We start from the raw sequence: 25167 nt of genomic DNA, 5'->3' as shown, positions 1-25167 counted from the left end.
TGGCGGGCCGGACGTCCGCTGTCAAGGACCTCAGCCCGCGTCGCTCGCGTCGAGGGCGAAGGAGGCCACGTCGTATCCCCCGTGGACGCGCGAGACGAGCCCGAAGTCGCGCGTGCCCACCCGCCACGACACCAGCAGCGGACGGGTCTGCCGCGACTCGTAGACCACCGTGTCGTCGTCGAGCCACCCCGCGACCGGGCAGCACTCCTTGAACCGGCTGTCCGTGCCCCGGGTGAACCGGTCCATGAACGCGAGCACCGCGCCTCGGGCGACGAGGAACTCCGGAGAGGAGAGGTACGCCGCGGGGTCGCGCACCGGGAGCGCGACCCCCATGCCGAAGCTCCCGGCCCCGTCGCGGACCTCGCCGTACGCCTGCGCGGCCGAGGTGTCGAACCCCAGGTCCGGAGTGAGCGGTCCCGGGTCGGCGTCGTCGCTGTAGCTGTCCGCCGTGGTCCACTCGCCGGTGGCGATGAGGTAGACCTTCCACGTCTGGCCGGGCTGGGGGAAGACCAGCCGCTCGCCGTCGGAGGTGAGCATGCCGGTCCAGGCCGGGAAGTAGGTGTAGCCGTTGGGCTTCGTGACCTCCTGCACCCCCGAGAGGTCGACCCACTGGCGGGCGCCGCCGGGGCCGACGAGCGTGGCCGACCTGCCGTGGGCGAACGCCGCGAGCGCCCGGTCCATCGGGTCGTCCGGCCGGTCGCCCAGCTCGATGTCGGCGGGCAGCGGCGAGTCCACCGTGGGCAGGTCCTGCTCCTCGCGCTGGTCGGGGCTCCACCAGACGGGGACGCCCTGGTACGTCGCGTCACCGACCGTGGCCGGCGTGGGGTCAGACGGGCCGGTGGCGTCGGACACGGCCGGGTCCGCGGGCTGCCGCGGGCGGGGAGGGTTGGAGTCGACGGCAGCGATGCCGGCGCCGACCGCGACGGTGGCGGCGACCAGGCCGGCCGCGGCTCCCAACCGACGGCGACGGCGTACGACGCGCGCCGCCTGCCAGGCCCGCGCGGAGCGGTCGGGCATCGTCTCGTCGGCCACCCGCTCGCGGAGCAGCTCGCGGAGTCGTTCCTGGGTCATGTCGGTTCCTCCAGCAGCTCGGCGAGCTCGGGTGCGGCGGCGCGCAACCGGGTCAGCGCGGCGTGGGTCTGGCTCTTCACGGTGCCGGGCGTGACACCGAGGGCGTCGGCCGTGTCGCGCTCGCTCAGGTCGTCGTAGAACCGGAGCACGATCGTGGCGCGCTGGCGCGGGGTCAGCTGGGCGAGCGCGCGGTCGAGCAGGAGGCGTCGGTCGACGGCGCCGGCCGGGCCGGCCGCGGTCGCGCCGTCGTGGACGTCGAGCACCACCTCCCGGCGCTGCTTGCGCCACCACGAGATGTTGGTGCGCACCATCACCTGCCGGGCGTAGGCGTCGGGGTTCTGGTCGCGCAGCCGCGCCCAGCGGACGGCGACCTTGGTGAGCGCGTCCTGCACGAGGTCCTCGGCACGGTGGTGGTCACCGCAGAGCAGCACCGCGGTGCGCAGCAGCGCCTGCTGCCGCTCGCTCGCCCACCGCGTGAACGAGGCGGCGGCGTCCCGGTCCGTCACGCTCCTACAACGCGCGGCGGCCCGAGGAGGTTGGCGGCCATCTCGGCGAAGGCGTCCGCGGGCGCGGGGTCGACGTCGAGGTAGAGCCCCGGCTCGATCAGCTCCAGCTCGCTCACGACCCAGGCGTCCTCCCAGCGCATCACGTCGATCCGCGCGTACGCCGGAGCGCGGCCGAACCACTCCCCGACCGCCGCCACGGCGCGCTCGGCGAGCGCCGCGCGCCCGGGGTCCAGCGGCACGGCGACCGAGCGGCCGCCGTACTCCTCGTGCACCCGCACCTCGTCGCCGCCCGGGCGCTTGTCGACCTGGGAGCACGCCCGTCCCCCGAGGACGAAGACCGACGTCTCGCCGAGGGTGCGCACGGACTCGACCAGGGGCTGGACGACCCACGGCCCGGGCGCCAGGTCACCTGCGTCGCCCGGCCCGTGGACGACGACGACACCGACCCCGCTCGCCCCGGTCCGCGGCTTGACCACACAGGTCCCCCACCGCGCCGTCACCTCGGCCAGCCGGGCCGGGTCGTCGAGCAGCTCGGTCGGCACGTGCGGCAGGCCGAGGTCGACGAGGTAGCCCTTGTCGGCGTTCCAGGCGAAGACCTCGGCGCCGTTGAGGAGCAGGGTCCGCGACCCGACGTCGCGTGCCCAGGCCAGGAAGTCCGGCGCACGCCGGTGGTAGTCCCACGTCGACCGCACCGCGACGGCGTCGGCCGCCGACCAGTCCACGCCCGGGTCGTCCCACACCACCCAGTCGGCGCGGATCCCCCGCGCCGCGAGAGCGGCGCTGAGGAGGTCGCCGCGAGGCTCGCCGTCGGGGAGGTCGCGGCTGGTCGCGAGAAGGAGGTGCGGCACCTGTCGATTCTGGCCGACCACGCCCGTCATCACGGTGACAGAATTGCCGGACCCTCGAGAGGAACCACCATGACCGAGTACGTCGTCCTGCTGCCCGGTGACGAGGCCCAGTGGGAGAACGCCCCCCAGGCCGACAAGGAGCGCATGTACGCGATCCACCGCGAGTTCGCCCAGGCCCTCGAGGAGCGCGGCCACAAGGTGACCGGGGGCAGCGAGCTCGCCCACTCCCGCGAGGCCAAGGTGCTGCGCACCGACGCCGAGGGCAACCACACGGTGACCGACGGCCCCTACGCCGAGACCGTCGAGCAGCTCACCGGCTTCTACATCGTCGAGTCCGACGACCTCGACGACCTCGTGGACGTCTGCAAGGTCCTCGCGCGCGGTGAGGGCGTCATCGAGATCCGGGCGGCGGCGGGCGGGTCCGGCTCGTGAGGTTCCTCGTGCTGATGGCCGAGGAGGACCACTACGACCGGTGGGAGGCGGCCGACGACGCCCAGCGCGAGCGGGTGTACGCCGACTTCCGGGCCTTCTCCGAGGCGGTCGCGGCGCGGGGCACCATCGTCGCGGGCGAGGCCCTCGACCGCCCCGGCACCGCGCGCAGCGTCCGCCCCGGCCCCGACCGCCCGGTCACGGACGGTCCGTTCGCCGAGACGGCCGAGCAGGTCGGCGGGTTCTACCTGATCGACGTCCCGGACCTCGACGCCGCGGTCGAGGTAGCCGCGCTGCTGCCGCGGGAGTACACCGTCGAGGTCCGGCCCACGGTCGAGGTGGACGTCTGAGCCTCCCGGCGCTCGAGGCGGCGCACCGCGACGAGTGGGGCCGGCTGCTGGCCCTGCTCGTCGCGCGCTACCGACGGCTCGACCTGGCCGAGGACGGCCTGGCCGAGGCGTTCGAGGCGGCGGCCAGGACCTGGCCCGGTGAGGGTGTCCCCGCCAACCCACCGGCCTGGCTGCTCGTCGCCGCCCGGCGCCGGATCACCGACCGGCTGCGGGCAGAAGCCGTTGCCGCCAGGAAGCTCCCGCTGCTGGCCGTCGAGGCCGGCCTCACCGAGGAGGCGCAGCGCACCATGGCCGACCCGGGTGAGCGTGGCGGCGTCGCCGACGAGCGGCTGCGGCTGGTGCTGCTCTGCGCGCACCCGGCGCTCGCGCCCGAGGCCGCCGCGGCGCTCACCCTCCGGCTCGTGCTCGGCGTCTCGACCGAGGACCTCGCCCGGCTCTTCCTGGTCCGCACCTCGACGATGGCCGCCCGGCTCACCCGGGCGCGCAAGCGGCTGGCCGGGGAGTCGTTCGCCGTGCCGGTGGGCCCGGAGCTGGCCGAGCGGGTGCGGGTCGTGTCCGACGTCGCCTACCTCGCGTTCACCGCCGGCTACGCGCCCGGGTCGGGGCCCGACGTGCTGCGCGCCGAGGTCGCAGGCGAGGCGATCCGGCTGGTCCGGGTCCTGCGCGACCTGCTGACGGAGCCCGACCCCGAGGTCGACGCCCTGCTCGCGCTCATGCTGCTCCAGCACTCGCGCCGGCACGCGCGGGTGGCCGAGGGCCGCCTGGTGCTGCTGCCGGACCAGGACCGGCAGCGCTGGGTCGGCGACGAGATCACCGAGGCGATCGAGCTCCTCACGCCGCTCACGCAGGCGCCGCCCGCGCCGTACCTCCTGCAGGCGCTCGTCGCCGCCGAGCACGCGATCGCGCCCAGCGCCGCCGAGACCGACTGGGCGCGGATCGTCGCGAGGTACGACGAGCTGCTCGCCCTTGCCGACTCCCCCGTGGTGCGGCTCAACCGCGCCGTGGCGGTGGGCGAGGCGGACGGGCCGCTCGCCGGCCTGGCCGTCCTCGAGGGCCTCGGCGACGGGGAGCTCCCGGGCCACCGGCTGCCGGCGGCCCGAGCCGAGCTGCTCGCGCGGGCCGGACGGACCGCCGAGGCGCTCCGCGCCTACGACGCGGCCATCGAGCGCTGCGCCAACGAGGCGGAGCGCGCCCATCTCGAGGAACGCCGTTCTGCCCTACCTCGTGTGTGAAGGACCGCGACAGGGAACAATGGAGCCATGCGTCTGTTTGCTGTCGTGGTGCCCCCGAGGGGCGTCATCGACCACGTCACGCAGCTCGCGGCCGGCGTGCAGCCGGAGTGGGAGCCCGCGGCGGCGCCCGGGGAACCCGGTCGTCACGCCGCGGCCTCGAGCCGGCTGTTCAGCCGCCGCCGCGAGCAGGTCGCGGCGCCCGCACGGTCGACAGGCCCCATGCTCGACCTGCTCCCGGCCGCCCACATCCACCTGCCGATTGCCAAGCTCGGCGGCAACATCCCGCTCGCCGAGGCGGCCCGCGTCACGACCGCGCTCCAGGCGCAGGCCGCGGAGTGGGAGTCCCCGCGCCTGAACCTGCAGGGCGGGCTCGCGCTGGAGCCGAAGGGCGACGACTCCGTCTGGGTCCGGCTGCGCGGTGACCTCGACGCGCTCAAGGCCGTGGCGCGCGGTGTCAGCCGGGTCTCGCAGGGCCTGAACCTCTACGTCGACCGCCGGGCGTTCCGGCCCGAGCTGCGCCTCGGCACCATCAACGGCCGGACCACCGAGGCCTACCTCGAGACGCTGCTGACGGCGCTCGACGACTACGAGAGCCCGTCGTGGTGGCAGACGACGCTGTTGCTGATCATCCCCGGCGAGGCGGGACCGGACCAGGTCCCCTACAAGGTCTACTCCGAGATCCCGCTCGGGCCCGCCGTCCCCCACTGAGCACAGGCGTCGCTCAGAGGGCCACCGGAGTCAGCTGCTCGGCCGGCGGCTGGTCGCCGAACCGGTTCGCGTGGACGGCGCTCAGCAGGTCCGCGATGGGCATCGGCCGGTGCAGCAGGAAGCCCTGGACGTACGGCGCACCGACCTGCTCGCGCACCGCCGCGAGCTGGCCCTCGCGCTCGATGCCCTCGACGATCACGTCGAGCCCGAGCGCCTCGGCCATCACGCTGACCGCACGCAGCACGGCGCGGGCCCGCTCGTCGTCGTCGATGTGCTGCGACAGCGCGGCGTCGGTCTTGACGACGTCCACCGGCAGGTCGCGCAGGTAGCTGATCGACGAGAAGCCGACGCCGAAGTCGTCCATCGCGAACCGCACGCCCATCTGCGCGATCGTGTGCATGGCCTCGAGCGCCGAGCCGTCGGTGATCTCCTGCCGCTCGGTGATCTCGAGCACCAGCGCCACGCCGCCCATCGAGCGCACGGCGCGCTCGACCGCGGTGACGAACCCCGGGTCCTGGAGCTGCCGCGCCGAGACGTTGACGCTGAGCGAGATCGGGCCGCCCGCGACCGCCTCGAGGGCGGCGGCGTCCTGCGCGACGATCTCGAGCACGAGCTCACCCAGCGCGCCGACCTGCTCGGTCTCCTCGGCCAGCCGCACGAACATGTCGGTGCGCACGTCGTTCTCACCGAGCCGCCAGCGCACCAGCGCCTCGGCGCCGGCGATCCGGCCCGTGGCGGCCGAGACGACGGGCTGGTAGACGACCCGCAGGTCGCGGTTGGCGATGGCCGCCCGCAGCTCGTCGACCAGCTCGAGCCGGCGCATCCTGGCCTGGCCGATCTCGGGCTCGTAGGCGACGTACTGCGCCTTGCCGCGCCCCTTCGCCTCGTACATCGCGAGGTCCGCGTGGCGCAGCAGCGCGTCGGCCGACTCGCTGCCGTCGCCGTAGGCGATGCCGATGGACGCCGCGAGGTTGACGCGGTGGCCCGCGACGTCCGTCCCGGCGGCGAGCGAGCCCAGGATCCGGTCGCTGATCTCGACGACCTCGCCGACGGCGACGTCCTCGAGCAGCACGGCGAACTCGTCGCCCCCCAGCCGGGCGACGGTGTCCTCGTCGCGGACGTTCTCCATCAGGCGGCGCGCGACGTCGACGAGCACCGCGTCGCCGGCGGCGTGGCCGTAACGGTCGTTGACCGGCTTGAACGTGTCGAGGTCGATGAAGAGGAGCGCCACCCGCACGCCGCGGCGCCGGGCCCGGTGCAGGGCCTGCGCGGCCCGGTCGAGGAGGATGCCGCGGTTGGGCAGGTCCGTCAGCGGGTCGTGGCGGGCGTAGTGGACCATCTCGTCGGTCAGCTGGAGCCGGGCGAAGGCCTCGGAGCAGATCACCGCGAGGGCGTCGAGCGCGTGCTGGTCGGCGCCGACGGTCGACCGGGCGCGGTCGCGGGCCGGGGCCACCACCCACAGGGCGTCCTTGCCGCGCCGGATCTGGGCGCCGATCTCGTGCGTGAGCGGCGGCGAGCTGCGCACGTCGACGTCGCGCAGCCGGATCAGCCGGCGGGCGTCGACGAGCAGGGCGTCGACCACGTGACCCGTCTCGTGCAGGGCCTGCACGCGGACCGCGGCCTCGAAGAGGACGCTGAGCCGGCGGGAGTTCTCGCGGGCGTGGACGATCGCCCGGGTGTTGATCAGCAGCGTCGCGAGCGGCACGACGAGCAGCACGAGCGTCCACCACGGGTTGCTGCGCAGCACGACCACGGCGAGGTAGCCGAGCAGGTCGAACGGCACGAAGCACGCGACGGCCACCCAGGTGCCGGCCTGCACGAGGTGGCGGCGCACGGGCGTGTGGGAGTCGATCGCGACCGAGATCGCGGAGACGACGTAGTCGACGAAGAAGTACGCCGTGGCGGCGGCGACGACGGCCGCCAGCTCCCGCGGCGTACCGGTCGAGCCGCCGTCCAGCACGTGGAAGGTGCCGACCGCCGCGCCGCCGGCGAGGATGCCGACGCCGAGGTTGAACAGGAGGGACGCGGCGCGCTTGCCGGAGATCGACTGGGTGCCCAGCACCCCGAGCCCCCAGACGGCCAGGGCCTCGAGGGGGTCGAACGTGCACATCAGGTAGACCAGCACGATCGAGTCGAAGCCGATCTCGATGCCGCCGTCCTCGTTGTCGAGGACCATCGGGAAACGGGCCACGAGCACGACGAGCGGAGCACCGACCAGGGCCGCCAGGGCGACCCGCCAGCCGCCGTCCCACGCGACCGGCAGCGACCACACGAGCAGCAGCAGACCCAGGACGCACACGCCCAGGTCGAACCGCCAGCTGCGCGTCTCGCGCAGGCTGGCACGCTTGCTCGTCATCCGGTCCCTCGCCGTCCTCGCCGTGCTGGCCAGCAACCAGTATCGAGTCGGCCGTGGGGCTCCCGTGGCGAAATGGGCATACCCGCCCGGAGGCGGAGCGGGCCGGGTCAGCCCCCGGCGACCGCCGGGATGACCGAGATCTGCACGCCGTCGGGCGTGGGCGTCTCCAGGTTGTCGAGGAACCGCACGTCGTCGTTGCCGACGTAGACGTTGACGAAGCGGCGCAGCTCGCCGTTGTCGTCGAGGATGCGCCCCTTGATGCCGGCGTAGCTGGCCTCGAGGTCGTCGAGGACCTCCGCGAGCGTGGCGCCGGCCGCGGTCACCTCGGACTCCCCCGAGGTGTAGGTGCGCAGGATGGTCGGGACGCGGACGGAGACGGTCATGCGGTTCCCTCCTGGGTCGGGCCCGTCGCGGTGGCGCCCGTCTGGGCGAGGCCGGTCCGGGCGAAGGCGGCGTACGTCGGCTCGATCGTCGCAGCCGGCCCGACGGACCCGGCGACGGCGTCGAGCGTCTTGAGCCCGTGGCCGGTGTTGATGACGACGGTCTCGAGCGAGGGGTCGAGCTGGCCGGTGTCGACGAGCTTCTTCAGGACGCCGACGGTGGTGCCGCCTGCGGTCTCGGTGAAGATGCCCTCGGTGCGCGCCAGCAGCACGATGCCCTCGCGCACCTCCTCGTCCGTGATGTCCTCGACGGCGCCGCCGGTCTCGCGGCAGATGTCGAGCACGTAGATGCCGTCGGCGGGGTTGCCGATGGCCAGGCTCTTGGCGATGGTGTCGGGCCGGACCGGGCGGATCGCGTCGACCCCCGCCTTGTAGGCCACCGAGACCGGGGCGCAGCCGGTCGCCTGCGCGCCGAAGACGCGGTAGGGCTTGTCGTCGACCAGCCCGAGCGTGATCAGCTCCTGGAAGGCCTTGTGCACCTTGGTCAGCTGGGAGCCGGAGGCGACCGGGATCACGATCTGGTCGGGCAGCCGCCAGCCGAGCTGCTCGGCGATCTCGTAGCCGAGCGTCTTGGACCCCTCGGCGTAGTAGGGGCGGACGTTGACGTTGACGAACGCCCAGCCCTCCTCCTCACCGGCGATCTCGGAGGCGAGCTTGTTGACGTCGTCGTAGCTGCCGTTGACCGCGACGAGCTGGTCGGTGAAGACGGCGGAGTTGACCTGCTTCGGCTGCTCGAGGTTGCTCGGGATGAAGACCACGGTGGGGATGCCGGCCCGGGCGCCGGCCGCCGCCACGGCGTTCGCGAGGTTGCCGGTGCTCGGGCACGCGAACACCTTCGCGCCGAGCTCGCGCGCCGCGCTCAGCGCGCAGGCGACGACGCGGTCCTTGAAGGAGTTGGTGGGGTTGGTCGAGTCGTCCTTGACCCACAGGTGGTCGATGCCGAGCTCGCGGCCGAGGTTGTGCGCCCGGAGCAGGCGCGTGAACCCCGGCTCGGTGTTGGGGCTCTCCTCGATGTCGCTCGGCACCGGCAGCAGCGCCTTGTAGCGCCAGATGTTGCGGGGGCCGGCCTCGATCTCCTCGCGGGTCACCCGCGGGAAGTCGTAGGCGATCTCGAGCGGGCCGAAGCACTCCGGACACGCGTAGAACGGGCCGAGCCCGACCTGGTGGCCGCACTCACGGCACGACAGCGCGCGGGCGTGCCCGAACGCGCCGTCCCGCAGCGGCTTGCGGGTGGCGACCTGCTCGGCGACGGCAGTGCTCATGAAGTCTCCTCATCTCTCCGGGCGACGCTCGCTCCGGACGGAATTGGCACCTTCCCGCGCAGTGCTGCAGGAGCCTGCGCGGCGGTTGCCGGGACTTCGACGGGCCGTTTCCCTCAGTCCCTCTGGATGATGAGGACCACTCTAGGACGAGGCGTCTCAGGTCGTGAACACGGGTCCCGTCATGTGGACGCCGGCCGTGGCGAGAGTTTCGCTCAGCCCCGCGCCGTCCGTCGGGACAGTCCGTGACGCACGGCTCGCGGAACCGCTGGTTCCACAGGCACGGACGTCAGGGACTATCCCGACGGGGGCCGGACGACACACACCCGGGGTCAGGCGGCGACGGTCGACGACTGGGCGGACGAGGCAGGGGTCAGGGCGCCGCGGACGACGTCGAGGACGTCGCCGACGATGTGCACGGTGAGGGCCTCGCGGACCTCGGCCGGCACGTCGTCGAGGTCGGGCTCGTTGCGCAGCGGCAGGAACACCTCGGTGAGGCCGGCACGCTGGGCGGCGAGCAGCTTCTGCTTCACCCCGCCGATCGGGAGCACCCGGCCGTTCAGCGTCACCTCGCCGGTCATGCCGACCTCGGAGCGCACCGGACGCCCGGTCGCCAGGGAGGTGAGCGCGGTGACCATCGTGACGCCCGCGGACGGCCCGTCCTTCGGCACCGCCCCCGCGGGGAAGTGCACGTGGATCGAGCGGTCGAAGAACGCCGGGTCGACGCCGAGCTCCTCGGCGTGGGCCTGCACGAACGACAGGGCGATCTGCGCGGACTCCTTCATCACGTCGCCCAGCTGGCCGGTCAGGGTCAGCCCGGCCTTGCCGTCGTGCGCCGAGGCCTCGATGAAGAGCACGTCGCCGCCCAGGCCGGTCACGGCCAGGCCGGTGGCCACACCCGGGACCGACGTGCGCTCCGCGGACTCCGGGGTGAAGCGCGGCCGGCCGAGCAGGTCCTTGAGGTCCGGCTCGTCCACGTCGATGCGGTCGACCTCGCCGACGGCCAGCTTCGTGGCCGCCTTGCGCAGTGCCTTGGCGAGCAGCCGCTCCATCTGCCGCACGCCGGCCTCGCGGGTGTAGTTGGCGGCCAGCTCGCGCAGGGCCGCGTCGGAGACCGTGACCTCGTCGGTGGTCAGCGCGGCCCGCTCCAGCTGCCGCGGCAGCAGGAAGTCGCGCGCGATGGCGACCTTGTCGTCCTCGGTGTAGCCGTCGAGCGTGACCAGCTCCATGCGGTCCAGCAGCGCCGACGGGATCTGCTCCACGACGTTCGCCGTGGCGATGAACAGGACGTCGGACAGGTCGAGGTCGAGCTCGAGGTAGTGGTCGCGGAACGTGTGGTTCTGCGCCGGGTCGAGCACCTCGAGCAGCGCCGCGGCCGGGTCGCCGCGGTAGTCGGCGCCGATCTTGTCGACCTCGTCGAGCAGCACGACCGGGTTCATCGAGCCGGCCTCCTTGATCGCGCGCGCGATCCGGCCCGGCAGCGCCCCGACGTACGTCCGCCGGTGGCCGCGGATCTCGGCCTCGTCGCGCACGCCGCCGAGGGCGACGCGCACGAACCTGCGGCCCATCGCGCGGGCGACGGACTCGCCCAGCGAGGTCTTGCCGACACCGGGAGGGCCGGCGAGCAGGATGACCGCGCCCGAGCCCCGGCCGCCGATCACCTGCAGGCCGCGCTCGGCGCGGCGGGCGCGGACGGCGAGGTACTCCACGATCCGCTCCTTGACCTCGTCGAGGCCGTGGTGGTCGGCGTCGAGCACCTCGCGCGCGCCGGCGACGTCGTTGACGTCGTCCGTGGTCACCGACCACGGCAGCTCGAGCACGGTGTCGAGCCAGGTGCGGATCCACGCGGCCTCGGGGTTCTGCTCGCTGGAGCGCTCGAGCTTGTCGACCTCCTTGAGCATCGCGGCGCGCACGTCGTCGGGCACCTCGGCCGCCTCGACGCGGGCGCGGTAGTCGTCGGCACCCTCGGGCTCGCCCTCGCCGAGCTCCTTGCGGATCGCGGCGAGCTGCTGGCGGAGCAGGAACTCGCGCTGCGACTTCTCCAGGCCCTCGCTCACGTCCTGGCTGATCTTGTCGGAGATCTCGGCCTCGGCGAGGTGGTCGCGCGTCCAGGCGATGACGGTCTCGAGGCGCTGCTCGACGTCGGGCGTCTCGAGCAGCTCGCGCTTCTGCTCGTCGGCGAGGTACGGCGCGTAGCCGGCCGCGTCCGCGATCGCGCTCGGGTCGGTCATCCGGTGGACGGTGTCGATGATCTGCCACGCCTCGCGACGCTGCAGCACGGCCACGACGAGACGCTTGTAGTCCTCGGCGAGCTCGCGGGCGCGGTCGCTGACGGTCTCCTCGACCGGCTCGACCTCGACCCACAGCGCGGCCCCGGGTCCGGTGACCCCGCTGCCGATGCGCGCGCGGCGCCCGGCGCGCAGCACGGCCCCGGCCCCGCCGCCCATCATCCGGCCCACGCGCTCGACGCTCGCGACCACGCCGTACGACGCGTAGCGGTCCTCGAGGCGGGGGGCGAGCAGCAGCTCGGAGTCGGAGCTGGCGCGCGCCGCGTCGACGGCGGCCTGGGCGGCCTCGTCGAGGGGGATCGGGACGACCATGCCGGGCAGGACCACGAGGTCGGAGAGGAACAGCACCGGGAGCGAGGCTTGAGTCATACCGGCTCAACTTGCGGCCGGCGACCCCTGTTCCGGCGTTCGTCGTGGGCGAACACGGCCCCCGGACGACTGGCCCCGGACGACGGGCCCCTCGACGAGGGCCCGGTCAGCGCACCCCGCGGGGCGCGACCGGAGAGGCGACCCGCGCCGCCACCGTGTCGCGCGGGAGCGCCAGCAGCTCCTCGGGCGGCATCGGGCGGCCGAAGAAGTGCCCCTGGCCGAGCTTGATGCCGGCGTCGCGCAGCCGGCGCCACTGGTCCTCGGTCTCGACTCCCTCTGCGCACACCTTCGCACCCACGGCCGCCGCCCATCCGGTGACCATGCGGATGCTGGCCCGGGCGTAGTCGGAGTCGAGCGAGGTGGCCCTCGAGAGGTCGAGCTTGACGATGTCGGGCCGCAGCGTGAGCAGGCGGTCGAGGTTGGAGAGCCCCGGGCCGGAGTCGTCGACCGCGATGGAGGCGCCGCGCGCCCGGTGGTCCGCCACCAGCTCGGCGAGGTCGGGCACGTCGGCGTCGCCGTGCTCGGTGACCTCCAGGACCACGCCGGCGAGGTTGCCGGCCAGCGCGCGCTGCACCTGGACGCTCGCCAGGCCGGCGAGGCTCACGTTGACCGCGACCCAGAGGCCCTCGGGCCGGTTGGTGAGCGCGTAGGTGATGGCGGTCGCCTCGAGGGTCGGCCCGCTGCCGACGCTGGCGGCGGCCTCGAACACCGAGAGCGGGTCGCCGCCCTGGAACCTGCTGAGTGCCTCGACGCCCACCGGCCGGGTGGTGCGCAGGTCGACGATGGGCTGCCAGTGGATCAGCGGCCTCGGGATCAGCTTCTTGCTCGTCGGCCTGGGCGCGACCTGGACCTGGTCGCCGCCCGACCGCTTCGCCTCGGTCACGAACTGGGTGGCGGCGGTCATGACGCTGTCGGGCTCGCTGTGCGGGTCCCACGTGGCCATGCCGACGGACACCGTCTGCCGGTCGGGTGTGGCGGCCCGCATCGCGTCGACGACCGGGCGCACGTCGGCGGCCCACTGGTCGGGGCAGAGCAGCGCGAACCCGCCACCGGCGTACCTCGCCAGCACCTGCCCCGGCCGGAGCTGCTCCGACCAGGCCCGTGCCGCGGCGCGCAGCAGGCGGTCGCCCGCGGGGTGTCCGTGGGCGCGGTTGTAGCGGTGCAGCCCGTCGAGGTCGAGGAGCGCCACGGTCAGCGGTGCGTTGCGCTCCTTCGCCGAGCGCGCGGCGCGCGCCAGCTCGAAGTCCCAGGTGCGCCGGTTGGCGAGACCCGTGAGCGCGTCGGAGCGCGAGAGCGTGGCCAGCTCGACGACCCGGCTCTGCCCCGAGGTCAGCAGGCCCGCGAGCCGGATGAGCACGAGCAGGGAGACCAGCGCGGACCCACCCGCGACGACGCGCCACTCGAAGCGCTCCGCGAGCAGGCCGTCGGCCACGAGCGTCGCGACCGGGAGCGCGAGCCCCGTGAACAGCAGCAGCAGCCGGCGACCCGGGTGGATGAGCTCTGCCTGCCCGGGAGCGGGCTCGGCGGGCTCCTCCCCCGGCGCCATCCAGGCGGCGCCGGCCACCAGCACGCACGCCGGCAGCCACAGCACCTGCTCGACGACGGCGGCGCCGAAGTCCGCGTCCACCACGGACCGGTACTCCGAGAGCACGTCGGCGAGCACGGTGAGCAGCAGCGCCGCGCTCAGCACGCCGAACGCCGCGGTCTTCTGGCCGGTCGCCGTCCAGAGCCGGGCCAGGACGGCGAGGAGCAGCACGTCGGCGAGCACCTGCCCGCCGTCGGCCAGCGTGACGCCGAGCGAGGCCGAGTCGCGAGCGACGGGCGCGACCAGCAGCACCCCGGCGGCGACCGCGAGGCCCGCGCCGAGCACCGCCGCGTCGAGGAACGCCGCGTGGTCGCGACGCCCGCCCCGGCGCCGGACCATGAGCAGCAGACCGGCCGCCATCACGGCGTACGACGCGAGGCGCACGGCGTCGGCCGGGCCGGGTTGCGCGTCGAGGTCGAGCACCCGCACCTCGAGGGTGCGGACCGAGTGCGCGAGGACCCAGCCGAGGTAGCCGAGCGCCACCAGCAGCCAGCCGGCGCGGCGGGTGGTGCCCTGGCGGGCGAGACCGCGCAGCGCGGCCGCGGCCGCCACCAGGCCGATGACCTGGAAGGTGAGGTCGCGCGGCAGGCCCGAGGGGACGCGCGGGCAGGCCGCGACGGCCACCGCGAGCGGGACCACCACACGGACGGGTCGACCCAGCGCGATCACCGCGGAATGGTTTCGGACTCGCTGCCGTCGCGCGCGACGACACTGGAGGTCGTGCCCGGTCCGAGATCCTCGGCGAGCGCGGGATGCCCCAGGTGGAACCCCTGCCCGAGGTGGACGCCGAGGCGGCGCAGGCGCTCGAGCTGGGCCTCGGTCTCGACACCCTCGGCGCACACGCGGGCGTGCCGGCGGTTGGCCCACGCGAGCACCGAGCCGACGAGGGCCTGGTGCCGCGCGGAGTCGAGGTCGTGGACGATGGACATGTCGATCTTCACGATCTCGGGCTGGAGCAGCTCGAGCCGGTCCATGTCGGAGTAGCCGGTCCCCCAGTCGTCGACGGCGATGAGGGCGCCGCGCTCGCGGTAGTCGCGCAGCGCGGCCTGGACGTCGCCGAGCGCCTCCGGGTCGACGGGCGTGTGGGTGTGCTCGGTCACCTCGAGCACCATGCCCGTGAGGTCACCGGACAGCGACTCGCGGATCCGGGGCGAGGGCAGCGAGGCGATGTCGACGTTGACCGAGAGGAGCAGTCCGGGCCGCGCGACGGCCCGGGCCGCGGTGATCGCCGCCGCCTCGAGCTCCGAGAGCCGGCCGAGTGTGCGGGCCTGCTCGAAGACCTCCACGGGCCGCTGCTCGCGGAACCTGCTGAGCGCCTCGACCGCCACCGGCTCGCCGGTCGCGAGGTCCACCATCGGCTGGAGGGCAATGCGGGGCTGCTGCAGGACCGTGCCCGACGGGACGAACGGCGCCAGGCAGATCCGGTTGCGGCCCGACCGCTTCGCGTCGTAGAGCGCGCGGTCCGCGGCGGCCACCGCGACGGCGGGCTCGGTGCCGGGCTGCCAGGTGGCCACGCCGGCCGAGAACGTCTGCCCGCGCGGCGTGCTCGCCAGCAGCTCGAGGACCCGGGCGCGCGCCGACTCGGCGTCGTGGTCGGGCAGCAGCACGGCGAACTCCTCGCCACCGACGCGGGCGAGCACCTCCGCGCCGCTGAGGTGCTGGACCCAGCCCGCGGTCGCCTCCTTGAGCAGCAGGTCCCCCGCCGGGTGGCCGTGGATGTCGTTGTAGGTCTTGAAGTGGTCGAGGTCGAGGAGCGCGAGCGTGAGCGGCGTGCCCTGGTCCTCCGCGGTGCGGCAGGCACGGGACAGCTCGTGGTCCCAGCTCCGGCGGTTGGGCACGCCGGTCAGGGCGTCCGAGCGGGCGAGCCCGGCCAGCTGGACGGCCTGCGCGCGCACGACGGTGAGGAGGCCGGCCATCCGCATCAGCACCAGCAGCGACAGCAGCACCGACCCGATCAGCACGATCGGCCACTGGGAGACCTCGCCGTCGAGGCCGTCTCCGAGCAGCGTCACCGGTGGGAGCAGCAGCCCGCCGGTGAGCAGCAGCAGCCTCTTGGTCGGGTCGGAGACGTCCTCGAGGCCCGGCGCCGGCTCGGCCAGGTCGTGCACCGAGCGGTCCCAGGTCGCACCCGCGATGAGGATGTAGCCCGCGAACCAGACGAAGTCGTTGGCCAGCTGCGACTCCACGCCGCCGGTCATGATCGTGGTCGTCGTGTAGTAGGCGTCGCCGGCGAAGATGAACCCGAACGCACAGACCAGGAGCCGGAACGACGTCGTCCGCGCGCTCGGGGTCGCCCAGAACCGCACCAGGATCGCCAGCAGCAGGATGTCCGCGGCCGGGTAGAAGGCGCTGGTCAGCTTGCCGAGGGCGCTCAGGCTCGAGTCGGAGGCCACCGGGGCGAGCACGAAGACGCCCGCCACCACCGCGGCCCCGGTGGCGACGATCGTGGCGTCGAGCACGGCGGCGAGGTCGCCGTTCCCCGCCCTGCGGCGCACCATCACGACCAGCCCCGCGGCCATCAGCAGGTACGCCACGAGGTAGACCGCGTCGGCCGGCGCCGGATAGGCGGTCACGCCCCAGGCCGTCTGCAGGGAGAACAGCGCGTCCCCGACGACCCAGCCGAGGAACCCGCTGATGACGAGGAACCACCCGGCCTGGCGCCGCGGCGCGTGCAGGTGCAGCCCGACGAACGCCGTCACCACGCACGCGAGGCCGATCAGCGCGAACGCGGCGTCGCGGACGGGTCCCGAGGGCAGGAGGAGGTACCCACCGGTCGCAGCGACCAGCGGGACCATGACCGTCACGGGACGTGCACGGAGCAGCACGCCCCCATCGTCGGTACGACCGGGCCGGCGCGGAGGCGAATGCGCGAAACTGTGCACGGACGGTGCCCGGAGTGGCCCGCTCGGGCCATGCGCGGTGCCGGACGGGTCTAGGTCGTGCCCCAGCTCGTCCCTGGGGTCGTGCCCGCGTGGATGCCCGGACGGGGTGCCCGGGTGTGCGGCTACGCGCGCAGGCTCGCCGCGTCCGCGGTGAGCTGGCGGAGCAGGTCGAGGACCCCGTCGGGGCCGTGGACCAGCACGTCGGCGAGCTCGACCAGCGCGCTCTCCTCCTCCGACGCCGAGCACACGAGCAGCGTCGGGAGGCCCTTCCGCGCCAGGCCGGCCACCGCCTCGAAGGCCTCGACGTCGCCGAGGTCGTCGCCGACGAAGACGAACCCGCCCGGGTCCAGCTCGTCGACCAGCTTCTGCACCGCGATCCCCTTGTGCATGCCGCTCGACCGCACCTCGACCACCTGGCGACCGGGCTCGACGACGAGGTCGTAGCGGCCGGCGAGCTCCTCGAGCGCCGGCAGCAGGCTCTCGAACGCCCGGTCGGAGTCAGCCAGCCGGCGGGTGTGCACCGCCACGGCCAGCCCCTTCTCCTCGACGTGCGCGTCCTCCGCGCCCAGGCGCCGCAGCAGCCGCGGCAGCTCGGCGGTGAACGACGCCAGCCCGGCCGGAGGCCGGGGCGAGATCACCCGCCGGTCGGTCGACGTCCAGCGCTCGTTGCCGTACTGCCCGAAGAGGTAGAGCTCCTTGCCGGCGTCGCCGATGGTGTTGCCGACCCGCTCGAGCCCGCCGAGGTCGAGCGCCTGCCGCGCCGGCCGGCCGGTGACGACGGCGACCGCGCGGACCTGGCCGGCGAGGTCGACGAGGACCTGCGCGGCGTCGGGGTGGATCGTGGCCTGCGAGGGGTCCGCGACGATCGGCGCGAGCGTTCCGTCGAAGTCGAGGCCGACGACGGTCTCGGCGGCGGCCCGGACCACCGCGGCGTACCGCTGCTCACCTACCTCCGCGGTGAACTCCATGCACCCACCCCACCACACGACGCGCGTGCGCGAGGAGATGCCCGCGAGGGGGAGCCTTAGTCGAGAGGTCCGGTGAGGATGACCGTGAGCCGGTCGAGGCGCATCGGGTCGACGGCCGGGGCGGTGCGCTGGATGCCGAGGTCGAGGGCGAGCAGCTCGCCGGCGCGCTGCAGTCGCTTCGGGTAGTAGACCGTGGACGTCGGGATGGTGCCGTACCAGTTGTCGGAGCCGACGACCTGCCACCCGATCTGCGTGGCCCTCGCGGCGACCCGGCCGGCCAGGCCCTGGACGTTGGAGTTGTTGAAGACCACCACGTAGACCTTCGAGCGGTCGACCTGCGGCTTCGGTGGCTTCGGCGGCTTGCTGGGCGTCGGGTCCGGAGTCGGCGTCGGCGTGGTCTCGGACTGGGAGATCGTGCTGATCTGCTTCTCCTCGGGCGCGCTGTCGCGGGTGGCCACGAAGGCGATGCCCGCCATCGCGACCGCGACCACGCTGAGGATCACGACCGGCGAGGGGAAGACCACGCCGCGCTCGTCGCGCACGTTCAGACCTCGAAGCCGAGCCGCCGGGCCGAGCGCTGCCGCTGGCGGGCGGCGCGCAGCCGGCGCAGCCGGCGCACCAGGAGAGGGTCCGCCTCGAGGGCCTCGGGCCGGTCGATCAGGGCGTTGAGGACCTGGTAGTAGCGGGTGGAGGACATGTCGAACTTCTCGCGGACCGCGGTCTCCTTGGCGCCGGCGTACTTCCACCAGTGCCGCTCGAACTCGAGGATCTCGCGGTCGCGGTCGCTCAGGGCGGACTGCCCCACCTGCTCCGCGTCGGGGCGTCCGACGTTCGCCGCGTCCATGCGGTCATGGTAGGCGACGAATCACACCGATGTCATTCAGTGCCTCGGCGTGCCGGACGGGCGTCCGGAACGCTCCGGGCGCCCTAGGGTCCATCCATGACGCTCCGCTGGGGGGTCCTCGGGCCCGGACGCATCGCCCGCACCTTCGCCCGCGACCTGGCGCTGGTGCCCGGCGCGGAGCTCACGGCCGTCGGCTCGCGCTCGCTGGAGCGGGCCTCGGCGTTCGCCCGCGAGCTCGGCTTCGCCTCAGCGTACGGCTCCTACGCCGAGCTGCTCGCCGACGACGCGGTCGACGCGGTGTACGTCGCGTCGCCGCACGCCCTCCACGTCGAGCACGTCACCGCCGCGCTGGAGGCCGGCAAGCACGTGCTCTGCGAGAAACCGCTCACCCTGCGGGCCGCGGACGCCGAGCAGCTGTTCGCGCTGGCCCAGCGCCACGACCGCCTGCTGATGGAGGCGATGTGGACGGCGTGCCACCCGGTGGTGCTGGCCGTGCAGCAGGGGCTGCGGGAGGGCGCCTTCGGTGCGCCGCGGCAGCTGCACGCGGAGATGGGGTTCGTGGTCGACCTCCCGCCCGAGGACCGCCTCCTCGACCCCGAGCTGGGGGCGGGAGCGCTGCTCGACATGGGCATCTACCCGCTGACGGTCGCGCACCTCTTCCTCGGCGAGGCGGAGGAGCTCACGGCGACGGCGTCGCTGTCCCCGACCGGGATCGACCTCGACATCGCCGTCGCGGGCCGCTACCCGGGCGGCGCGCTCGCCACGATGACCGCCTCCCTGACCTCGTGCTCCGCCCACCGCGCCGAGCTCGCCACCGACCGCGGCCGTCTCGTCATGGAGGACTTCTTCCACCCCCGGGTGGCGACGTACACCCCCGCCACCGGCGACGGCGGAGCGACCGTCGTCGAGGGCCGCGAGCCGGTGATCGGCGGCGGCATGGCGCACGAGGCGATCGAGTTCGCCCGCTGCGTGGACGCGGGCCTGCTCGAGAGCCCGCTGGTCCCGCACGCGCAGACCCTCACGATCATGCGGCAGATGGACGCGCTGAGGGCGATGGTGGGCGTGCGGTACGCCGGGGACCGCTGACGCTCACCCGGCCCGCAGGAACCGCACCACAGCCAGCACCCTGCGGTGCTGGCCGTCGTCGGGCAGCAGGCCGAGCTTGGCGAAGATCCGCTGGGTGTGCTTCTCGATCGCGCCCTCGGTGACGACCAGGGCCTCGGAGATCGCCGCGTTGGACCTGCCCTCGGCCATCAGCGCGAGCACCTCCCGCTCGCGCGGGGTGAGTCCGCCGAGCGGGTCGCGGCGGCGGCTCATCAGCTGGGCGACGACCTGCGGGTCGAGCACCGTGCCCCCGGCCGCCACCGTGGCCAGCGCCTCGAGGAAGTCGTCGAGGTCGCTCACCCTGTCCTTGAGCAGGTAGCCCACACCTCCGTCGCCCGCGGCCAGCAGGTCGTCGGCGTACGAGACCTCGACGTACTGCGACAGCACCATGATCCGCGCGGCCGGCCACGCCCGGCGCACCTCGACCGCGGCGCGCAGGCCCTCGTCGGTGTGGCTGGGCGGCATGCGCACGTCGACGACCCCGACGTCGGGGCGGTGGTCGAGGGTCGCCGCGACGTACGACGGGCCGTCGCCGACGGCGGCCACGACCTCGTGCCCGGCCTCGACGAGCAGCAGCTGCAGCCCCTCGCGCAGCAGCAGGGAGTCGTCCGCGACGACGATCTTCATGACCCTCCGAACTGCAGCCAGGCGGCGACCACGGTCGGGCCGCCCTCGGGCGAGGTCACCTCGAGACGTCCGTCGGCGGCCAGCACCCGCTGCTGGAGACCTGCCAGGCCGCTGCCCTTCGCGAGGTGCGCACCACCGGTGCCGTCGTCCTCGACGCGGACCTCGACGCCGCCGTACTCGATCCAGACGCCGACCGACGCGCGGGAGGCGCCGCTGTGCTTGGCGATGTTGGTGAGCGCCTCGGCGACCACGAAGTAGATCGCCGTCTCGACGTGCGGCGGCAGCGTGTCGGGGACGTCGACGGTCGCCTCGACCGGCACCTCGCTGCGCACGGTCAGCTCGCGGAGGGCGGCGGCCAGACCGCGGTCGACCAGCAGCGGCGGGGCGATGCCGCGCGAGAGCGAGCGCAGCTCGTCGACCGTCTCGCGCGCCTGGAGCAGCGCCGCGTCGATGGTCTCGCCGGCGCGCTCGGGGTCCTCACCGAGCTGCTTGCGCGCGCGCCCGAGGTCCATGCTCAGCCGGACCAGGCGCTGCTGCGGCCCGTCGTGGATGTCGCGCTCCAACCGACGCAGCGAGGCGGCCTCCGCCTGTCGGGCGGCGTCGCGGCCGCCCTCGACGCGGTGCACGTGCTCCTGCAGCTCGGCCCGGCTGCACAGGAGCACCGACGCCAGGCTGCCGTGCACCGTGGCGGCGAAGCGGACGACCACCGGCAGCGTGACGAGCGCGAAGACCCCGATCCCGAGGTTGAGCCAGATCTCGGGGGTGCGGCCGTCGCCGAGCCCGATGAGCGAGGCCAGCGTGGTGGCGTCGTCGCGGTCGATCGGCAGCCACCGCTGCCAGAACCAGTAGGTGAGCCCACCGGCGGCCCCGGCCCACCAGGCGAGGGCGAGCCCGAACGCGAGCGAGCCGGTCACGATCCCGATCAGGCTCCACACGATGTCGAGCCACGACTGGGGGTCGCGCAGCGGCGTGAGCGTCCGACGCCAGTAGGAGTCGGTCGGCGCCGGGGTGAGGTAGGCGGGCGAGGCCGCCGGCCGGCCCAGCATCGAGCGCAGCCTCGTCCGCTCCACGCGGGCGAAGCCGCGGGCGACCAGCACGGACATCGACACCAGCACCAGCCCGAAGATCAGGGCGGCGAGGCCGAGGCCGACCGAGAGCAGGACGGCGACGACGACGCAGGCCGACAGCGACACGAAGAACGCCGAGAGGGCGTAGCCCGAGTCCAGCAGCACCCGGCGTACGCCGCGCGGGCGCGCCAGCGCCTCGTCGGGCCGGCTCGGCTGGCTCAGGGGAACGGTCATGGTCTGCGTCATGGCTCCAGCCTCGTCGTGACCGGTCGCCGGCACGATCCTGCCAGCACCACGCGTGGGGGTGGGGCCAGCCCGACATCGCCGTAGGGAGGACCGCGCGGAAACCTCCTGCCAGCCACCTGTCACCGGCCCGTCGCGCCGGACAGACTGACCGCATGAGAACACGCGTATCGCTCCCTCTCTCCGTCCTCGTCCTCTCCCTCGTCGCGGCACTCGCGCTCGGCACGGCCGGGTCAGCGACCGCCTCGGGCATCACGAGGTCGACCGTCAAGAAGCTGGCCGCCAAGGTCGTCGACAAGAAGGCCGCGAGCCTCTCCGTCGCCCACGCGGCCACCGCCGACAGTGCGACCTCCGCGACCACGGCGACCACGGCCACGTCCGCGGGCAACAGCGCGCAGCTGGACGGCAAGGCGCCGGCCACGTTCCTGGACCGGAGCGCGCACGCGTTCCTCACCGGCACGAGCCCCGTCGCCGGCGGCAGCCCCGTGCAGGTCATGAACCCGCTGGGCATCACGGTTCCTGCGGGCGTCGGCTACCTCCACGTGACCGCGACCGCCACCTTCGCCGGCGGGGCGGCCAACGTCCGCGTGTGGCCCTCGCTCGACGGCGCCTGCGCCGAGAGCGGAGGTGGCTACAGCCACAGCAGCGTCGGCAACACCACGGTGCAGGTGACGGTCCCGATCGACTACCTGGCCCAGGTCGCCCCCGGCAACCACTCCGTGCGGCTGTGCGTCACCGCCGGGTCGGACACCTTCGTCGCCCTGCGCTCGATGACGATCACCACCGTCGCCAGCGACTCCAACGGCTAGGCCATGGCCTACGCCCGGCGGCGTACCTCACTCCCCAGGGGTGGAGTACGCCGCCCGGCGCATGCCTAGGCTGGAGTCGTGGGCCATGACTTGGTGATCGTCGCGAACCGGCTGCCGGTCGACCGGGCCGAGCGCCCTGACGGAACCTCGGAGTGGCGCCCCTCCCCGGGCGGGCTGGTCACGGCGATCGAGCCCGTCATGCGTGCGGAGAACGGCGTGTGGCTGGGCTGGCCGGGCGGCACCGAGCAGGACCTCGAGCCGTTCGAGGTCGACGGCCTCGACCTGCACCCGATGTCCATGACCGCCGAGGAGATCGAGGGCCACTACGAGGGCTTCTCCAACGGGACGCTCTGGCCGCTCTACCACGACCTCGTGGCCAAGCCGGAGTTCCACCGCGAGTGGTGGGACTCCTACGTCGCGGTCAACCGGCGGTTCGCCGACCAGGCCGCCGAGCTGGCCAATGAGGGCGCGCTGGTGTGGGTGCAGGACTACCAGATGCAGCTGGTCCCCCAGATGCTGCGCGAGCTCCGGCCGGACCTCCGCATCGGCTTCTACCTGCACATCCCGTTCCCCCCGGCCGAGCTGTTCCAGCAGCTGCCGTGGCGCCGCCAGCTGCTCGAGGGCCTGCTCGGAGCCGACCTGGTCGGCTTCCAGCTGCCCGGCGGGGCGGCCAACTTCGTCCGGCTGGTCCGCCAGCGCGTGGGCCACAAGACGCACCGCGACCTGGTCTACCTGCCCGACGGGCGGACGGTCCGCGCGGCGGCGTTCCCGATCTCGATCGACACCCAGGGCTTCGAGGAGCTCGCGCAGACGCCCGAGGTGACCGCCCGGACCAAGGAGATCCGCAGCGCGCTCGGCGACCCCCGCAAGATCTTCCTCGGCATCGACCGGCTCGATTACACCAAGGGCATCTACGCCCGGCTGCGCGCCTACGCCGAGCTCCTCGCCGACGACCACTTCGACGTCGAGGACGCCGTGTTCGTCCAGGTGGCCGTCCCCTCGCGGGAGCAGGTGGAGGAGTACCAGCGGCTGCGCGACGAGACCGACCGGCTGGTCGGCCGGATCAACGGCGACCACGGCAAGATCGGCCGCCCGGCGATCAGCTACCTGCACTCGTCGTACCCGCGCGAGGAGATGGCCGCGCTCTACCGCGCCGCCGACATCATGGTCGTGACGCCCTACCGCGACGGCATGAACCTCGTCGCCAAGGAGTACGTCGCCTCGCAGTACGACGACGCGGGGGCGCTGGTGCTCTCGGAGTTCGCCGGGGCCGCCGACGAGCTGCGCCAGGCATGGCTGGTCAACCCCTACGACATCAACGGCATGAAGTCCGCGCTGCTCGAGGCCTACCAGGCCGACGAGAAGGACCTCGTCAAGCGCATGAAGGCGATGCGCAAGACCGTGAAGAAGCACGACGTCGCCGCCTGGGCCGACAGCTTCATGACCGCGCTGGCCGACGTCCGCGACCACCGCAAGACCGTCCGGCCGTCCAGGTCGCGCTCCGACGGCTGACGCGTCGCGCCCCGACCTCGAGCCACACCGACCCGCCCCGTGACCGGCCCGGTCAGGGTCTGGCCGGGTGCTGCCGCGCCGGGAGCAGCCCGGCCATGATCGAGACGAGCTCCTCGCGGAGCGCCGGGCCGAGCTCGCCCCAGCCCGGCTCGTAGCCGTAGGCCTCCCGCAGGCCCGCGACGCTGCGCAGCCCGTCGGCGAGGTCCACGTCGTCGGGGCCGACGAGACCCGGGTGGCACACGCCCACCGCCTCCGAGACCTTGAGGAGGTCTCGGCGCAGGGCGATCACGTAGCGGTGCACGCGCTCGGCCTTCGAGTCCGGGTCGAGACCGCGGACCAGCCGCGGCTTCTGCGTCGCGACGCCGGTGGGACACCGGTCGGTGTGGCACTTCTGCGCCTGGATGCAGCCCAGCGCGAACATCGCCTCGCGCGCCACCTGCACGCCGTCCACCCCGAGGGCGAACGCGACGACCGCGCTCTCCGGAAGCCCCAGCTTGCCGCCGCCGAGGAAGACGACGTCGTCGGTGAGCCCGGCCCGGGCGAACCGGCTGTAGACCTGCGAGAACCCGAGCCGGAACGGCAGCGCGACGGAGTCGGAGAACACCAGTGGCGAGGCGCCGGTGCCGCCCTCGCCGCCGTCGACGTTCACGAAGTCGACGCCGCGTCCGTCCTGCGACCGCAGCCCGGCCATGTGCGCGACGAGGCTGTCCCAGAAGTCGAGGTTGCCGACGGCGGCCTTGATCCCGACTGGCAACCCCGTCTCGGTCGCGAGCAGCTCGACGAAGTCGAGCATCGAGTCGACGTCGGTGAACTCGGTGTGCCGGCTCGGCGAGGCGCAGTCCTCACCGAGCGCGATGCCGCGGATCTCGGCGATCTCGGGACTGACCTTGGCGGCCGGGAGCATCCCGCCGAGGCCGGGCTTGGCGCCTTGGGAGAGCTTGACCTCGAGGGCGCGCACCGGTGCCGAGGCCACGAGGTCCTTGAGCCGCGCGAGGTCGAACCGGCCGCGCTCGTCGCGGCAGCCGAAGTACGACGTGCCGATCTGGAAGACGAGGTCGCCGCCGTGGCGGTGGTACGGCGCGAGCCCGCCCTCGCCCGTGTTCTGCAGGCAGCCGGCCGCGAGGGCGCCGCGGTTGAGCGCCTCGACGGCGTTGCTCGAGAGCGCGCCGAAGCTCATCCCCGAGATGTTGACCACCGAGGCCGGGCGGAACGCCCCGGCCCGCCCGCGAGCCGCGCCGAGCACCTTCGCCATCGGCAGCGGGACGCTCTCCTCGGCGTGCCGCCCCGTCATCGCGCCGGGACCGGCGAAGGTGCGGTGCTTGATGACCGGGTAGCCGCTGGTGTGCTCGACGTTGTTGTCGGTGCCGAAACCGAAGTAGCTGTTCTCGCCCTTGGCCGAGGCGTAGACCCACGTGCGCTGGTCGCGGCTGAAGGGCCGCTCCTCGTCGTTCGAGGTGACGATGTACTGGCGCAGCTCCGGGCCGAACCTCTCGAGGGTGAACCGCAGGTGCCCGATGACGGGGAAGTTGCGGAGGATCGCGTGCTTCTTCTGCGTCAGGTCGCGGGCGGCGACGGCGCCGGCGACCGCCGCGGCGCCGGCCGCGACCCTGGTCCACCTCATGGTCCGAGTGTCCCCTGTCCCGGGCCTTCGACGTCGGTCCCCCGTCGGC

The 25167-nt window shown here is 73.7% G+C and carries 22 protein-coding genes and 1 riboswitch; of the genes, 7 read left to right on the top strand and 15 right to left on the bottom strand.

What is annotated here, in order from left to right; genetic code table 11:
• Positions 1-30: 30 nt before the first annotated feature.
• From G514_RS0101925 to G514_RS0101915, 3 genes are read right to left on the bottom strand one after another with little or no spacing between them, the layout of a single operon-like run.
• Entirely contained in the window at positions 31-1071 is a 1041-nt protein-coding gene (locus G514_RS0101925) for a hypothetical protein (RefSeq protein WP_028650387.1), read from the bottom strand.
• Positions 1068-1577, bottom strand: coding sequence for a SigE family RNA polymerase sigma factor (locus G514_RS0101920; protein WP_028650386.1), 510 nt, complete (start codon positions 1575-1577; stop codon positions 1068-1070). Before G514_RS0101920 ends, G514_RS0101925 begins: the two co-directional genes overlap by 4 nt.
• Entirely contained in the window at positions 1574-2425 is an 852-nt protein-coding gene (locus G514_RS0101915) for an ATP-grasp domain-containing protein (RefSeq protein WP_157544550.1), read from the bottom strand. The genes G514_RS0101920 and G514_RS0101915 overlap by 4 nt, the downstream gene beginning before the upstream one ends.
• Positions 2426-2494: 69 nt before the next feature.
• On the opposite strand from G514_RS0101915, the gene G514_RS0101910 reads away from it, so the two are divergent.
• The 4 genes from G514_RS0101910 (at position 2495) to G514_RS0101895 (ending at position 5144) form a co-directional block, all read left to right on the top strand.
• Positions 2495-2857: a YciI family protein gene (locus tag G514_RS0101910; RefSeq protein WP_028650384.1), complete on the top strand. Its 363-nt coding sequence runs from the start codon at positions 2495-2497 to the stop codon at positions 2855-2857.
• A complete protein-coding gene (locus G514_RS0101905; RefSeq protein WP_028650383.1) occupies positions 2854-3204 on the top strand; it encodes a YciI family protein in 351 nt (116 codons plus the stop codon). Before G514_RS0101910 ends, G514_RS0101905 begins: the two co-directional genes overlap by 4 nt.
• Positions 3205-3491: 287 nt before the next feature.
• Entirely contained in the window at positions 3492-4436 is a 945-nt protein-coding gene (locus G514_RS24340; protein WP_245582067.1) for an RNA polymerase sigma factor, read from the top strand.
• A gap of 27 nt (positions 4437-4463) precedes the next feature.
• Positions 4464-5144: a 2'-5' RNA ligase family protein gene (locus G514_RS0101895; protein WP_157544549.1), complete on the top strand. Its 681-nt coding sequence runs from the start codon at positions 4464-4466 to the stop codon at positions 5142-5144.
• A 13-nt stretch (positions 5145-5157) separates the two neighbouring features.
• Here G514_RS0101895 and G514_RS28875 read toward each other — a convergent pair whose 3' ends face one another.
• The 9 genes from G514_RS28875 to G514_RS0101850 all read right to left on the bottom strand — a co-directional run bounded on the left by G514_RS28875 (position 5158) and on the right by G514_RS0101850 (position 18135).
• Positions 5158-7500, bottom strand: coding sequence for a putative bifunctional diguanylate cyclase/phosphodiesterase (locus G514_RS28875; RefSeq protein WP_051246478.1), 2343 nt, complete (start codon positions 7498-7500; stop codon positions 5158-5160).
• Between the two features lie 107 nt (positions 7501-7607).
• Positions 7608-7883, bottom strand: coding sequence for a MoaD/ThiS family protein (locus G514_RS0101885; protein WP_028650381.1), 276 nt, complete (start codon positions 7881-7883; stop codon positions 7608-7610).
• Positions 7880-9202: a threonine synthase gene (gene thrC / locus G514_RS24330; RefSeq protein ID WP_051246475.1), complete on the bottom strand. Its 1323-nt coding sequence runs from the start codon at positions 9200-9202 to the stop codon at positions 7880-7882. The genes G514_RS0101885 and thrC overlap by 4 nt, the downstream gene beginning before the upstream one ends.
• Before the next feature lie 6 nt (positions 9203-9208).
• Positions 9209-9335, bottom strand: a riboswitch (SAM riboswitch).
• 196 nt (positions 9336-9531) lie between these two features.
• Positions 9532-11856 carry an endopeptidase La gene (lon, locus tag G514_RS0101875; protein ID WP_028650380.1) on the bottom strand — a complete coding sequence of 775 codons (2325 nt, stop codon included), beginning with the start codon at positions 11854-11856 and terminating at the stop codon, positions 9532-9534.
• A 106-nt stretch (positions 11857-11962) separates the two neighbouring features.
• Complete coding sequence (locus G514_RS0101870) at positions 11963-14110, bottom strand: GGDEF and EAL domain-containing protein (protein ID WP_028650379.1); 2148 nt, start codon at positions 14108-14110, stop codon at positions 11963-11965.
• Complete coding sequence (locus G514_RS28870) at positions 14107-16266, bottom strand: bifunctional diguanylate cyclase/phosphodiesterase (protein ID WP_051246472.1); 2160 nt, start codon at positions 16264-16266, stop codon at positions 14107-14109. Before G514_RS28870 ends, G514_RS0101870 begins: the two co-directional genes overlap by 4 nt.
• 179 nt (positions 16267-16445) lie before the next feature.
• Positions 16446-17291, bottom strand: a complete 846-nt coding sequence (gene otsB, locus G514_RS0101860) for a trehalose-phosphatase (RefSeq protein ID WP_028650378.1) — start codon at positions 17289-17291, stop codon at positions 16446-16448.
• Positions 17292-17347: 56 nt separating this feature from the next.
• Entirely contained in the window at positions 17348-17833 is a 486-nt protein-coding gene (locus tag G514_RS0101855; protein WP_245582066.1) for a LytR C-terminal domain-containing protein, read from the bottom strand.
• 2 nt (positions 17834-17835) lie between these two features.
• Entirely contained in the window at positions 17836-18135 is a 300-nt protein-coding gene (locus tag G514_RS0101850) for a DUF3263 domain-containing protein (RefSeq protein WP_028650376.1), read from the bottom strand.
• Between the two features lie 96 nt (positions 18136-18231).
• Between G514_RS0101850 and G514_RS0101845 the strand changes: the two genes are divergently transcribed.
• Entirely contained in the window at positions 18232-19221 is a 990-nt protein-coding gene (locus tag G514_RS0101845; RefSeq protein WP_028650375.1) for a Gfo/Idh/MocA family protein, read from the top strand.
• A 3-nt stretch (positions 19222-19224) separates the two neighbouring features.
• Here the strand turns inward: G514_RS0101845 and G514_RS0101840 are convergent, their stop codons facing one another.
• A complete protein-coding gene (locus G514_RS0101840) occupies positions 19225-19866 on the bottom strand; it encodes a response regulator (protein ID WP_028650374.1) in 642 nt (213 codons plus the stop codon).
• The gene (locus G514_RS0101835; RefSeq protein WP_051246469.1) at positions 19863-21179 is read right to left on the bottom strand and encodes a sensor histidine kinase; all 1317 of its coding nucleotides are present in this window, start codon (positions 21177-21179) and stop codon (positions 19863-19865) included. Before G514_RS0101835 ends, G514_RS0101840 begins: the two co-directional genes overlap by 4 nt.
• Positions 21180-21331: 152 nt before the next feature.
• Between G514_RS0101835 and G514_RS0101830 the strand changes: the two genes are divergently transcribed.
• On the top strand, positions 21332-21985 hold the full coding sequence (locus G514_RS0101830) for a hypothetical protein (protein ID WP_028650372.1): 654 nt from the start codon (positions 21332-21334) through the stop codon (positions 21983-21985).
• A 78-nt stretch (positions 21986-22063) separates the two neighbouring features.
• Positions 22064-23497, top strand: a complete 1434-nt coding sequence (locus G514_RS0101825) for an alpha,alpha-trehalose-phosphate synthase (UDP-forming) (RefSeq protein WP_028650371.1) — start codon at positions 22064-22066, stop codon at positions 23495-23497.
• A 52-nt stretch (positions 23498-23549) separates the two neighbouring features.
• On the opposite strand, the gene G514_RS0101820 is transcribed toward G514_RS0101825, so the two are convergent.
• Positions 23550-25118, bottom strand: a complete 1569-nt coding sequence (locus tag G514_RS0101820) for an FMN-binding glutamate synthase family protein (RefSeq protein ID WP_028650370.1) — start codon at positions 25116-25118, stop codon at positions 23550-23552.
• Between the last annotated feature and the right edge of the window lie 49 nt (positions 25119-25167).

It is taken from the genome of Nocardioides halotolerans DSM 19273 (assembly GCF_000422805.1).
GTDB lineage: Bacteria > Actinomycetota > Actinomycetes > Propionibacteriales > Nocardioidaceae > Nocardioides > Nocardioides halotolerans.
This window is presented reverse-complemented; position numbering and strand designations above follow the sequence as displayed.

What these genes read in the sequence shown, in the direction of transcription:
- G514_RS0101925 (WP_028650387.1), bottom strand. Translation starts at nt 1,071, where the DNA reads ATGACCCAGGAACGACTCCGCGAGCTGCTCCGCGAGCGGGTGGCCGAC.
- G514_RS0101910 (WP_028650384.1), top strand. Translation starts at nt 2,495, where the DNA reads ATGACCGAGTACGTCGTCCTGCTGCCCGGTGACGAGGCCCAGTGGGAG.
- G514_RS24340 (WP_245582067.1), top strand. Translation starts at nt 3,492, where the DNA reads ATGGCCGACCCGGGTGAGCGTGGCGGCGTCGCCGACGAGCGGCTGCGG.
- G514_RS0101895 (WP_157544549.1), top strand. Translation starts at nt 4,464, where the DNA reads ATGCGTCTGTTTGCTGTCGTGGTGCCCCCGAGGGGCGTCATCGACCAC.
- G514_RS28875 (WP_051246478.1), bottom strand. Translation starts at nt 7,500, where the DNA reads ATGACGAGCAAGCGTGCCAGCCTGCGCGAGACGCGCAGCTGGCGGTTC.
- G514_RS0101885 (WP_028650381.1), bottom strand. Translation starts at nt 7,883, where the DNA reads ATGACCGTCTCCGTCCGCGTCCCGACCATCCTGCGCACCTACACCTCG.
- thrC (WP_051246475.1), bottom strand. Translation starts at nt 9,202, where the DNA reads ATGAGCACTGCCGTCGCCGAGCAGGTCGCCACCCGCAAGCCGCTGCGG.
- lon (WP_028650380.1), bottom strand. Translation starts at nt 11,856, where the DNA reads ATGACTCAAGCCTCGCTCCCGGTGCTGTTCCTCTCCGACCTCGTGGTC.
- otsB (WP_028650378.1), bottom strand. Translation starts at nt 17,291, where the DNA reads ATGGAGTTCACCGCGGAGGTAGGTGAGCAGCGGTACGCCGCGGTGGTC.
- G514_RS0101850 (WP_028650376.1), bottom strand. Translation starts at nt 18,135, where the DNA reads ATGGACGCGGCGAACGTCGGACGCCCCGACGCGGAGCAGGTGGGGCAG.
- G514_RS0101845 (WP_028650375.1), top strand. Translation starts at nt 18,232, where the DNA reads ATGACGCTCCGCTGGGGGGTCCTCGGGCCCGGACGCATCGCCCGCACC.
- G514_RS0101840 (WP_028650374.1), bottom strand. Translation starts at nt 19,866, where the DNA reads ATGAAGATCGTCGTCGCGGACGACTCCCTGCTGCTGCGCGAGGGGCTG.
- G514_RS0101835 (WP_051246469.1), bottom strand. Translation starts at nt 21,179, where the DNA reads ATGACGCAGACCATGACCGTTCCCCTGAGCCAGCCGAGCCGGCCCGAC.
- G514_RS0101830 (WP_028650372.1), top strand. Translation starts at nt 21,332, where the DNA reads ATGAGAACACGCGTATCGCTCCCTCTCTCCGTCCTCGTCCTCTCCCTC.
- G514_RS0101820 (WP_028650370.1), bottom strand. Translation starts at nt 25,118, where the DNA reads ATGAGGTGGACCAGGGTCGCGGCCGGCGCCGCGGCGGTCGCCGGCGCC.